This window comes from Streptomyces sp. NPDC048361 (assembly GCF_040651795.1).
In the GTDB taxonomy this organism is placed as follows: Bacteria; Actinomycetota; Actinomycetes; order Streptomycetales; family Streptomycetaceae; genus Streptomyces.
Genome location: NZ_JBEZKW010000083.1, coordinates 17,066 through 27,527 on the forward strand (window position 1 = coordinate 17,066; position 10,462 = coordinate 27,527).

Consider the following 10,462-nt stretch of genomic DNA (forward strand, 5'->3'; position numbering starts at 1 on the left):
CTCACATGACGTGGCCCGAGTGCTTCTCGGGCGGCGGTGACCGAGGGCGATCCGTGAGTTCTGGAAGTCAGTCGTCACACGATGGAACGTACCGTCCCTGGAACTCCCCGGTACGCACCGCGTGATGCCAGGCTTTGCCGCGCGAGAAGTCCCCGTCGGGCAGGCCGAGCCGCTCGGCGTCCGCCCGCACGAGGTTGCGGATGTCCTCACCGGCGTCGACGTTGCCGAGACCGGAGGCGAGAAGGTACCGCTGCCCATCCGTGGGAGGGTCGTCGACCAGGCGTACGCGTTCGAACCGCTTGCCTGTGCGGTCTGCTCGCGCACAGTGGTGCGCCAGCCGTCGAACGGCTCGGCCGCGATGTCCACACCGGCCGCCGGCGCTGCCACTTGGCGCTCGCACGGTCGGACGCGTAGGCGCGGCGGGTCTCCAGCCGGCCCGCCCTCGCGTGCCGAGCCCGCAGGTGTCGAGGCGCGCGCTGATCATGTGGCCGGCCTCGGGCGCCGACACCTCGCTCCACCCCGCGGAGCTCTACGTATGGCAGGCGGCGCGAGGGACTTCCCGGAGTGGACCTGTGCCGACGCAGCGGGAAGCCCCGTCGGTGGGTGCGGACGGGGCTTCGCGGCGGCGCCGCAGCGGGCTCGGGGAAACGCTCGACGCCGGTTTCCGGCGGGCCAGGAGCGGGGGGAGGACTCCGCCGGTTGGCCGAGATTACGCCTGTGGTTGGCTGAAAGGTAACCCCTGTGCGGGGTGAGACTTCGGCCGGTTCACGGGGCCGTGGAGGACGGTGCGATGGTGGCGAAGCGGAACCTGCGGGCGGCGTACGAGCGGGCCTGTGCGGCCGAGCCCACCTACGAGGAGGTAGGCGCGACCGGAGGTCCCGGTCTGCCTGCGGTGGGCGGCGCGTACCGGGTCTTCCGGCGCCGGATCACGGTCGGATACGGACCGGAAGCGTTCGAGCGGGCCGGGGCGTACGTGCTGACGTGGGGCGTACAGCGCGGTGCCGGGTTCGGGGTGTACACCGGCGAACCGGCGGCCCCCGGTCTGCGGGCCGCACCCGCAAACCCCGCCGCCCCCGGGCTGCCGGCCAACCCCGCAGGCCCCGCCGCACCAGGGCTCCCGGCCGCCCCTGCAGACCCCGCCGCCCCCAGCGTGCCCACCGCCCCCGGCGACACCGCGCTGGTCGTTCTGCGGGTGCCCCGGGTCCCGTACCCCCGCCTCGTCATCCCTTGCCACGTCGTGTGGACCGTACGTTCAGCCGAGCGCATCGGGTTCGCCTACGGGACTCTGCCCGGGCACCCCGAGTGTGGTGAGGAGTCGTTCGTCGTGGGGCGGGAGGCGGACGGGCTCGTGTGGTTCGAGGTTGCCGCGTTCTCACGGCCGGCGCGCTGGTACGCCCGGCTCGGCGGGCCCTTCACGCGCCTGCTGCAGGATCTGGCCATCCGGCGCTACCTGCGGGCCGTGGCCGCCGCCGCTGCCGTACGCCGGTGAGGGAACGCGCCCACGCCGGATCACGTCCCCCAGGGAGGTGCGGGGACGCACGCGAGGCGGTGGCACACTGGCCGCTCGGCCGACGAAGGTCACCGAGGTGGCCGAGGTGGCCAAGGTGAGAAGGCAGGGAAGGGGAGCTTGTCGTGGCGATGATGCGAAATCTGCGGAGGGCGGTGCGCCGTGCCTACCGCGGGAGCGTCGACCTCAGCCACCCCGCGCGCTCGCCGCTGGGAAGCGCTGTCGTCAACTGCGCCGTATACGTCGACGGGGTACGGCAGCAGGACGACGGGCCCGTCGAGGAAGCGCTGCGCCGCGTACGTAAGCTGGGCGGTGGAGCCTTCGTCTGGATCGGGCTGCACGAGCCGACCGAGGCGGAGTTCGCCGGCCTGGCCGAGCTGTTCGGGCTGCACCGGCTGGCCGTCGAGGACGCCGTCACGGCGCACCAGCGGCCCAAGGTCGTCCCGTACGACGACACCCTGTTCGCGGTCTTCAAGACGTGCCGGTACGTCGAACACGAGGAACTCACCGCCACCAGTGAGGTGGTGGACACCGGCGAGCTGATGGTGTTCACCGGGGCCGACTTCGTCATCACCGTCCGGCACGGCATGAACGGCTCGCTCGGGCCGCTGCGCGAGGCCCTCGAATGTGAGCGCGAGCAGCTCACCAAGGGGCCGTCCGCGGTGCTGCACGCCCTCGTCGACCAGGTCGTCGACGGGTACGTGGAGGTCGCCGACGCCATACAGAGCGACCTGGACGCCGTCGAGACCGCAGTCTTCGCCGAGAACGCAGGACGCGGCGACGCCGGACGGATCTACCAGCTCAAGCGCGAACTCCTCGAACTGAAGCGGGCGGTGGCACCGCTCGACCGGCCGCTGCAGAAGCTTGCCGGTGAAGCGATGCCCTCCGTCGACGCCGAGGTCAGGCCGTACTTCCGCGACGTGGCCGACCATCTGCTCCGCACCACCGAGCAGATCACCTCCTTCGACGGCCTGCTCGACTCGATACTCCAGGCCCACCTCGCCCAGGTGACCGTTGCCCAGAACGAGGACATGCGCAAGATCACCGCCTGGGCCGCCATCGTGGCCGTGCCGACCATGGTGTGCGGTATCTACGGAATGAACTTCGACCACATGCCCGAACTGCACTGGCGGTACGGCTACTTCATGGCGCTCGGCCTCATGGCCCTGGCCTGCTTCGTCATCCACCGCGGGTTCCGGCGCAACGGCTGGCTCTGACCGGCTGCCTTCGACCGGCTGCCTTTGACGAGCGCCCTTGCCCGGCGCCCTTTGACGAGCGCCCTTTGCCCGGCTGCCTTCGACCGGCCGGCCGTAGCCCGCGGGTTCCGCCGAAGCGGCTGGGCTCCAGCGGGCCGGCTGTAGCCCAAGGTCAGTCGCGGTGACGCGAGAACATGCCCTGGCGTTCGCGCCGGTAGCGGCGCTCCCAGCGGTCCATGCGGTCCCGCCCGCGCGCGGTACGCGCGGTAGGTGGCGTCCGGACGTGCGGCCCCGCCGCCCGCACCGGACGAGGCGCCGCCCGAGCGGCGCCGGGCGGTGAACAGGAGGGCCGCGGCGGCCACCCAGAAGACGATGCTGCCGAGGCCGAGGCCGAGTCCGTAGAGGGTCAGGGCGAGAAGGATCATCCAGAGGATCATGATGGGTCCCGTCCGTGAAGGGCGGTTCGGGAGCTTTCCCGGCCCCCGAGCGGTGACCCCAAGTTACTGCGGGGCGGGGGCAGTTGGCGCGTGAGTTAATTTCCGCCGCCCCGAGCCCCGCGGCCCCGAGCCCCGCCGCCCCGAGCCCCGCGGCCCCGAGCCCCGCCGCCCCGAGCCCCGAGCCCCGAGCCCGGCGTACGGAGCCTCCCGCTGCCGCCCGCCCCGAGCCCCGCCGCCTGGAGCCCGCACCCTTTCCCGTCCTCAGCCCGCGCTGCGCCGGCTCTCCGCGAGGCCGCGCAGGCGCTCCATCTCGCGCCGGTCGCGCTTGGTCGGCCGGCCGAGGCCGCGGTCCCGTACGCCTGCCGCGAGGGCGTCCGCGCGGGCGGGCGGCGGCGGGCTCTTGTCGATGTACGCCTCCGCCGCGACCGGGGCGCCGACCCGCTGCTTGCGGAGCAGCTGGACGACCTTCACGATCCGCTCGCGGCCTTCGAGACGCACCCGCACCTCGTCGCCGGCCTTCACCTGATGGGAGGCCTTCACGCGCTCACCGTTGACATGGACGTGTCCGGCCCGGCAGGCCGTGCCGGCCTGGGAGCGCGTCTTGGTGAGCCGGACCGACCAGATCCAGCTGTCGACGCGCACGGGGCCGGTCCCGGGACCGTTGCCGTTGCCGCTCGCTGCTTCCGCCATGCCTCCGACTCTAGACGGCGGCCCCGGCGGAGCCTCGCGGATTTCGGCCGGGGAACCGGTCCGGCAGGCGAGCCGGGGCCGTTGTCAGTGGCGTCGGTCACACTGGGGGCATGTGCAGAAGCATCAAGACACTGAGGCCGCCGGCGATGCCGGAGGAGGCCACCGAGGACGACATCAGGGCCGCGGCCCTGCAGTACGTGCGCAAGGTGTCCGGGTTCCGGGCGCCGGCCGCGCACAACAGGGAGGTGTTCGAGCGGGCCGTGGACGAGATGGCGGAGGCGACCCGTGAGCTCCTGGCCGGGCTGGAGATCCGGGGAGCGGGAGCGGGTGCGGGTGCGGGTGCGGGAGCCGGCGCGAAGAGTTCGGCCTGAGCCGGTCACGTCGGCCGTGAGGCTGCCTCGTCCCCTTGGCGGCAGGCCCGCTGTCCCCGTGGCAGGCCCGCTGCCCCGGGTGGCAGGTTCGGCGTCAGGGCAGGGAGTTCGCCGCGATGGGTCTGGCTCGGTAGTCCCGCTTCAGGAGGCCGGTGCGGCGGCGGGCGTCGACCCCGGGCGCTTCACGACGTACGCCGCGAGGGCGCCCGCCGCGAACAGGGCGAGGAGCGACACGGCCGTGCCCAGCCAGGTCGCGCCCAGCCACTGGCCGCCGAAGTAGCCGAGCCCCACGCTGTACGTCGCCCAGGCCACGCCCGCCAGCGCCGACCAGGGCAGGAACTCGCGGACCTTGCGCTGCGCCGCGCCCGCGCCGAGGGAGACGACGGAGCGTCCGGCGGGGGCGAAGCGCGCGATGACGACGAGGCCGCCGCCACCTCGGCTCAGCGCGATGCCGAGTCGTTCCTGCGCCCGGGTCAGGCGGCGCGAGCGGGCGATCACGCGCTCCAGGCGGGCGCCGCCCCGCCGCGCCAGGCGGTACGCGATGAGGTCGCCCAGGACGGAGGCCGTGGCGGCGCACGCGGCGAGGGCGAGCAGATCGGCGTGACCGGCCCGAGTGGCGTCCCCGGCTCCGGCCGCGGTCGCCGACCCGGCGGCCGTCGTAGCCGCCGTGATCACGAGCACCCCGCTGGGGAGGACGGGAAGGAAGACATCGAGAAGGACGGAGAGGGTGACCACGGCGTAGATCCAGGGGCTCGACGTGAGCGCCCCCACACTCTCCAGCACGTTCGCTCCTCTGCGGCTTGTCGTTTCCCCGGACGGTGAATACCGCGATGTCGCGGGGAAGCGGCAGGGGCGGCGGTACAGCCGTACAGCGTACGCCCGGACCTGCGGGGGCTTCCGTCAGGGGTGGCCGGGCGACGGCTCGACATGCCGCCGCCCGGAGTCCGAGAACGGAACTCCGGGCAGCGGAGAGGGTGTTGCGTCACCTGAGCCGCTGAGCGGTGTGTGGTGGGGGCGCTGAGCGGTGCGTGGTGCGCGCTGAGCGGTGCGCGCTGAGCGGTGCGCGCTGAGCGGTGCGCGGTGAGCGGTGACTGGGTGCGCGCTGAGCGGGCCGGCTCAGGCGGTGACGGTCTCGCGCTGGGACTCCGCGGCCGGGCGGTCGGTGCGGCGGGCGCCGAGGAGTTGGTCGAGGGCGAGGGCGCCGGGCCCGGTGAAGACGAGGAGCAGGAAGGCCCAGCAGTACATGACGGCGGCCTCGCCGCCGTTCTGCAGGGGGAGCAGTGCGTGGGACTGGTGGACGCTGAAGTAGGCGTACGCCATGGAGCCCGAGGAGATCAGGGCGGCTGGGCGGGTGAAGAGGCCGGACAGGACCAGGATGCCGCCGACGAGCTGGATCACCGCGGCGTACCAGCCGGGCCAGGTGCCGGCGGGGATCGAGCCGCCGCCCATCGTGCCGCCGAGGACGCCGAAGACGGACGCCGCGCCGTGGCAGGCGAAGAGGAGGCCGATGACTATGCGGAACAGGGCGAGCGCGTAGGGGCGCGCTCTTTCGGCGTCGAGCGTGGGGGAGGCCATGGGGGGCTCCTTCGGTGGGGGACGTGACCGATGGGGTCCACAGGTTAGGCAGGCCTCAGTAGTGCTTGCAAGTTCAACATAATTAATAGCTTGTTTCATCCGGCTGAATTGAGCCAGGAGGGGCGCCAGGAGTGAGGGAGCGGTCGAGGACGGTCGTCAACCGGGCTGGACCACTGCGCCATCGCCGGTCCCGACGTGCCTGTTCGAGCCGCAGGCGCGCGGAACGGCCGTGCAGGGTAAGGGACATGAGCTGATTTCCGAACCAGGGCCCGCCGGTTCTGCGCCAGTCGAGTACGGGCTGTACCACTCGGCCGTGCCGCGCCAGGACGCGGCCGAGTCTGCGCCCCAACCGGCTCCAGCCGAAGCGGAATCCGGCCCGCACGGGGGCCGAAACCGAGTTGTGGACGGGTGAACACGTCAACTGGGCGACAAAAGAGGTGGGTTGAGGCGCCACATTTGGCCAAAAGGGCTCCGCCACGTAAGCGTGGTGCACATCACCCGACAGGACGCTGATGGTCGCCGGGGCGCCGGGACCCGACCCCGCGCGGGCGATCAGATCGGCGAGTGAGGCGAACGACGCGGGGAACGCGGCCCAGTGCTCCAGGTCGGCCATGCGTCGTAGCCTCTCGCCGGCGCGTGCCCAGCGCGGTCCGCGCGAGCCCGCGCACAGCGCCGCGTTCCAGCCCTCCGCGTCATGGATGAGCGGCGGGAGCAGCCAGGGCAGCGAGGTGCCGATCAGGAGGTGGTCGCAGGAGCCCGCCGCTTCGAGTACCTGGTCGCACAGCCACCGCGCCTCGCCGGCGTCGAGCATCGCCCGCCGGTCCTCGGTCAGGACGCGGGCCGCCCGGGAGTCCACCATCACCAGCCGGGTGCGGCCGAAGTCGCGCCGGTAGCTCCAGCGCACGGCCGCCGGATCGGCGTCGGCCCGCGCCGCGAAGGCACGCAGCGCCTCCGTGCCGTCCGGCGTGCTGCGCACCGTCGCGTACAGCGGGTCGGCGTCGAGCTCGGCGGGGGAGAGGTTGCCCAGGTGCTGGTAGACCCAGTACGACATGAGCCCGCTGAGGATCCGCTCCCGCCACCAGGGCGTGGCCCGCATCTCGGCGAGCCAGGCGGCGCTCGTGTTCCAGTCGTCGATGACGTCGTGGTCGTCGAAGATGTGGCAGCTCGGCACGGTGGAGAGCAGCCACCGCACCTCCGGATCGCGCCAGGACTCGTCGTACAGCCGGGTGTACTCCTCGTACTCAGCGACCTCGGCTCCGGGCGCGTCGCGCAGGTCCCGGCGGGCGGCAAGCCAGCGCCGGGTGTCCGCCGAGACGGTGTCGGCGTACACCTGGTCGCCCAGGAGCAGCAGCACATCGGGCCGCTTGGCCGCCGGGTCGGCCGCGAGCCGCGTCGCGAGGGCGTCCAGTGCGTCCGCGCCGGAAGGATCGGGCGCGCGGCGGCAGGAGCCGAAGGTGACGTGGAGCCGGGTGGATCCGATGGCGGGCACGGCGAGGGTGCTCGGCGGAATCCCCGAGCGCGGTCGCGGCCACACCGGCAGCCCGTCGAGCAGCACCTCGTAGGCGGTGGTGGTGCCCGGTGTCAGCCCCTCGACCGGGACCAGTGCGTAGTGGTGGCCCGCGATCTGGAACGTACGCGCACTGCCCCGGGCGCCGTCGGCGCAGCGCACCAGGGCCGTGCACGGCCGGTCGGTCTCGACCCAGATCGTGGCGCCGCCGCGCGGATCCAGGTAGCGCAGCAGTGGACCCAGGCGAAGCCCGGCCATGGAACCCCCTCGGTCACCGGTCCCTCGGTCGCCGGTCCGTTCGTACGGTACGCAGCGGCGAGGGGAGGCGACAGAGGCAGGTCAACCGCCGTTGCCTCAGCAGTCGTTGAGGAGGGACTGGAGGGTGGACTTCTCGGCGGAGTCGACCGTGAGGCTGTAGTAGTGCTTCACGTCGACCCACATCCGCGCGTACGTGCAGCGGTAGGAGGTGAGCGACGGCAGCCACTTGGCCGGGTCCTTGTCGCCCTTGGACTGGTTGACGTTGTCGGTGACCGCGATCAGCTGGGGGCGGGTCAGGTCGTTGGCGAAGCCCTGACGCTGAGGGGTGGTCCAGGTGTTCGCGCCCGAGCGCCAGGCCTCGGCGAGCGGCACGATGTGGTCGATGTCCACGTCGGACGAGGCGGTCCAGGTGGCACCGTCGTAGGCGGAGTACCAACTGCCGCTGGTGGCAGCGCAGCTGGAGTCGGTCGTCACGTTGGTGCCGTCGCGCTTGAGGACGACCTCGCGGGTGTTGCAGGTGCCGGACTGGGTGATCCAGTGCGGGAACTTGTCACGGCTGTACCCCGTCAGCGAACCCTCCGCCTGCACGGTCAGCTCGCCCAGATAGGTGCGGGCGGTGGCGGCGCTCACCGGGGTGGGCGGCGCGGCCTCGGCGGCCGGGGCGGTGATCAGCGCACCCGCGGCGGCGAGCGCGGCGGTGGCGGCGAGGACGGCCGTGCGACGCGCGTAGACGCGGGGCATGCGGATGGCTATGGCGCCTGACATGCGAACTCCCTTGACGTGGGGGGAACTTGACCGGCCGCAGAATGGGCGGTCCGGCCAGCGTGGCGGCGCCGGGTTGCCTGGGGATGGGCGCCAGGTAACAGCGTGGCGACATGGTCACGTCAGATCAAGACTTCGGACGACACTGCCCCCGGTACACCTGACGTACCGTCTCCAGGCAGCACACGTCGTACGGTTGGCGCGTGCTGCTGCCCGTGAACATCACACTTGGGGCCGTCCTCGTCGCCCTGCTCCTCGCCGCCGCGGGCGTGGCCGCCGCCGCGCAGCTGGGCCGGCACCGCGAGATCCTGATCGCCGGGGTACGGGCCGCGGTCCAACTCACCGTGGTGGCCCTCGCGATCCACTGGGTGGTCGGCTCGGTGCCGCTGCTCCTCGCCTTCCTGACCCTGATGTTCCTGGTCGCCGTACGCACCGCGGGGCGCCGGATGACCGCCAACCGCACCTGGTGGTGGGCGGCCGCGCCCATCGCGGCCGGGGTGGTCCCGGTCGTGTCGGCGCTGCTGCTCACCGGGCTCGTCCCGGTCAAGGGCATCGCCCTCATCCCCGTCACCGGCATCCTCATCGGCGGCGCGCTCACCGCGACCGTGCTCGGCGGGCGCCGCGCTCTCGACGAGCTGACCGTGCGGCGCGGCGAGGTGGAGGCCGGGATGGCCCTCGGGCTGCCCGACCGGGACGCCCGCCTGGAGATCGCCAGGCCCGCCGCGTCCGACGCGCTGCTGCCCGGGCTCGACCAGACCAGGACGGTGGGCCTGGTCACGCTGCCCGGCGCCTTCGTCGGCATGCTGCTCGGCGGAGCGTCCCCGGTACAGGCGGGCGCGGTCCAGCTCTTCGTCCTCGTCGCGCTCATGGCCGTCCAGGCAATCGCCGTGTCGGTGGTGCTCGAACTCGTGGCGCGCGGCAGAGTGCACCGGGAGGCGCGGGACCTTGGTCCCTGACGGGGCGCGCGCGGCATGCCGTACCCTTGAGGGCGCAGAAGGGGAGTAGCTCTTCGCCGGAACGTCGACATACTGCCGAGTCCCTCAGGGGTCTTGGCCGGCGCCCGGAGGCGCGTGCCCGTGAGGGTGCCGCCAGCGAGACCTTCGGCCGCAGTGACCATGACTATTCATGGCGCCGCCGTGCCGAAGCGACCCCGGATCCAGCTCGGAACTGCTCTCGGTACGGCCACGCCCGACCGATAGAGGAACCCTTCCGTGCTCAGCTTCACGATCATGGCGATCACCTTCGGCGTGATCTTCCTTGCCGAACTCCCCGACAAGACCGCGCTCGCCGGACTGATGCTCGGCACCCGCTACAAGGCGTCGTACGTCTTCGTCGGCGTCGCGGCCGCCTTCGCGGTCCACGTCGTCCTCGCCATCGCTGCGGGCAGCGTCCTGACCCTGCTGCCGCACCGGCTGCTCCAGGCGATCGTCGGCGTCCTCTTCCTCGCGGGCGCGGCGATGCTGCTCTTCAAGAAGGGCGAGGACGACGAGGAAGTGAAGGCGCCGGCCGACCAGTCCTTCTGGAAGGTGTCCGGGGCCGGCTTCATGCTCATCCTGGTCGCCGAGTTCGGTGACCTGACCCAGATCATGACCGCCAACCTGGCCGCCCGTTACGACAGCCCGCTCTCCGTCGGCATCGGCGCGGTGCTCGGCCTGTGGGCGGTCGCCGGGCTCGGCATCGTCGGCGGGCGCACCCTGATGAAGCATGTGCCGCTGCGTCTGATCACCAAGGTGGCGGCCTGCCTGATGCTCGCGCTGGCCGGGTTCAGCTTGTTCGAGGCGATCGCGGGCTGAGCCCGGGCGGTGACTGCTCGGCACAGGGCGCCCTAGAGGGGCGCGGGGAACTGCGCGGGACGCGGGCACGGTCCGCAGACGAAAACCGGGCCACCGGGGCTCCGCGCAGACCCCGGGAGCTACCCCACCCCACCCTTTCCCGAAACCCCTCCGGGGGCGGGAAAGGGGCTGAGGTCCAAGACCCCTGGGGCTCCGCCCCAGACCCCGTTCGCGCCCGAAAGGTGCTCGTCCTCAAACTCCCCCAAGGCCTTAAGGGCCAGGGGGAACCCCCATTGACAGGCTGAGGCCTTTCGGCTGGAAGGGTCGTTCATGACGTCCAAGCAGAGGATCATCCGCGTGCTCGCGACGGCGACAGCCGGCGTCCTG

General features: G+C 72.4%; 11 protein-coding genes. 5 read left to right on the forward strand and 6 right to left on the reverse strand.

The annotated features are described in order from the left end of the window. Nucleotides 1–67 precede the first annotated feature (67 nt). Nucleotides 68–484: a DUF6879 family protein gene (locus tag AB0D31_RS31400; RefSeq protein ID WP_362729433.1), complete on the reverse strand. Its 417-nt coding sequence runs from the start codon at nt 482–484 to the stop codon at nt 68–70. Between the two features lie 306 nt (nt 485–790). Here AB0D31_RS31400 and AB0D31_RS31405 point away from each other — a divergent pair, with 306 nt between their 5' ends. Beyond that, complete coding sequence (locus tag AB0D31_RS31405) at nt 791–1,489, forward strand: DUF1990 domain-containing protein (protein WP_362729415.1); 699 nt, start codon at nt 791–793, stop codon at nt 1,487–1,489. Nucleotides 1,490–1,638: 149 nt separating this feature from the next. Further along, on the forward strand, nt 1,639–2,724 hold the full coding sequence (gene corA / locus AB0D31_RS31410) for a magnesium/cobalt transporter CorA (protein WP_362729435.1): 1,086 nt from the start codon (nt 1,639–1,641) through the stop codon (nt 2,722–2,724). A gap of 677 nt (nt 2,725–3,401) precedes the next feature. Here corA and AB0D31_RS31415 read toward each other — a convergent pair. Then, nucleotides 3,402–3,830, reverse strand: coding sequence for an RNA-binding S4 domain-containing protein (locus tag AB0D31_RS31415; RefSeq protein ID WP_362729417.1), 429 nt, complete (start codon nt 3,828–3,830; stop codon nt 3,402–3,404). A gap of 110 nt (nt 3,831–3,940) precedes the next feature. Between AB0D31_RS31415 and AB0D31_RS31420 the strand changes: the two genes are divergently transcribed. Beyond that, complete coding sequence (locus AB0D31_RS31420; RefSeq protein ID WP_362729419.1) at nt 3,941–4,201, forward strand: DUF2277 domain-containing protein; 261 nt, start codon at nt 3,941–3,943, stop codon at nt 4,199–4,201. Between the two features lie 141 nt (nt 4,202–4,342). Here AB0D31_RS31420 and AB0D31_RS31425 read toward each other — a convergent pair whose 3' ends face one another. The 4 genes from AB0D31_RS31425 to AB0D31_RS31440 all read right to left on the reverse strand — a co-directional run bounded on the left by AB0D31_RS31425 (nt 4,343) and on the right by AB0D31_RS31440 (nt 8,282). Further along, the gene (locus AB0D31_RS31425; RefSeq protein WP_362729421.1) at nt 4,343–4,984 is read right to left on the reverse strand and encodes a VTT domain-containing protein; all 642 of its coding nucleotides are present in this window, start codon (nt 4,982–4,984) and stop codon (nt 4,343–4,345) included. Between the two features lie 333 nt (nt 4,985–5,317). Next, the gene (locus AB0D31_RS31430) at nt 5,318–5,776 is read right to left on the reverse strand and encodes a DoxX family protein (RefSeq protein ID WP_362729423.1); all 459 of its coding nucleotides are present in this window, start codon (nt 5,774–5,776) and stop codon (nt 5,318–5,320) included. A gap of 82 nt (nt 5,777–5,858) precedes the next feature. Continuing rightward, nucleotides 5,859–7,541: an alkaline phosphatase D family protein gene (locus AB0D31_RS31435; protein WP_362729425.1), complete on the reverse strand. Its 1,683-nt coding sequence runs from the start codon at nt 7,539–7,541 to the stop codon at nt 5,859–5,861. Nucleotides 7,542–7,637: 96 nt separating this feature from the next. Further along, on the reverse strand, nt 7,638–8,282 hold the full coding sequence (locus AB0D31_RS31440) for an HNH endonuclease family protein (protein WP_362729437.1): 645 nt from the start codon (nt 8,280–8,282) through the stop codon (nt 7,638–7,640). Nucleotides 8,283–8,506: 224 nt separating this feature from the next. Between AB0D31_RS31440 and AB0D31_RS31445 the strand changes: the two genes are divergently transcribed. Both AB0D31_RS31445 and AB0D31_RS31450 read left to right on the forward strand, forming a co-directional pair. After that, the gene (locus AB0D31_RS31445) at nt 8,507–9,259 is read left to right on the forward strand and encodes an ABC transporter permease (RefSeq protein ID WP_362729427.1); all 753 of its coding nucleotides are present in this window, start codon (nt 8,507–8,509) and stop codon (nt 9,257–9,259) included. A gap of 255 nt (nt 9,260–9,514) precedes the next feature. After that, nucleotides 9,515–10,096 (forward strand): TMEM165/GDT1 family protein, encoded by a 582-nt coding sequence (locus AB0D31_RS31450; RefSeq protein ID WP_359005971.1) that lies wholly within the window; start codon nt 9,515–9,517, stop codon nt 10,094–10,096. Nucleotides 10,097–10,462 lie beyond the last annotated feature (366 nt).

What these genes read in the sequence shown, in the direction of transcription:
- AB0D31_RS31400 (WP_362729433.1), bottom strand. Translation starts at nt 484, where the DNA reads ATGATCAGCGCGCGCCTCGACACCTGCGGGCTCGGCACGCGAGGGCGG.
- AB0D31_RS31405 (WP_362729415.1), top strand. Translation starts at nt 791, where the DNA reads ATGGTGGCGAAGCGGAACCTGCGGGCGGCGTACGAGCGGGCCTGTGCG.
- corA (WP_362729435.1), top strand. Translation starts at nt 1,639, where the DNA reads ATGATGCGAAATCTGCGGAGGGCGGTGCGCCGTGCCTACCGCGGGAGC.
- AB0D31_RS31415 (WP_362729417.1), bottom strand. Translation starts at nt 3,830, where the DNA reads ATGGCGGAAGCAGCGAGCGGCAACGGCAACGGTCCCGGGACCGGCCCC.
- AB0D31_RS31420 (WP_362729419.1), top strand. Translation starts at nt 3,941, where the DNA reads ATGTGCAGAAGCATCAAGACACTGAGGCCGCCGGCGATGCCGGAGGAG.
- AB0D31_RS31430 (WP_362729423.1), bottom strand. Translation starts at nt 5,776, where the DNA reads ATGGCCTCCCCCACGCTCGACGCCGAAAGAGCGCGCCCCTACGCGCTC.
- AB0D31_RS31435 (WP_362729425.1), bottom strand. Translation starts at nt 7,541, where the DNA reads ATGGCCGGGCTTCGCCTGGGTCCACTGCTGCGCTACCTGGATCCGCGC.
- AB0D31_RS31440 (WP_362729437.1), bottom strand. Translation starts at nt 8,282, where the DNA reads ATGCCCCGCGTCTACGCGCGTCGCACGGCCGTCCTCGCCGCCACCGCC.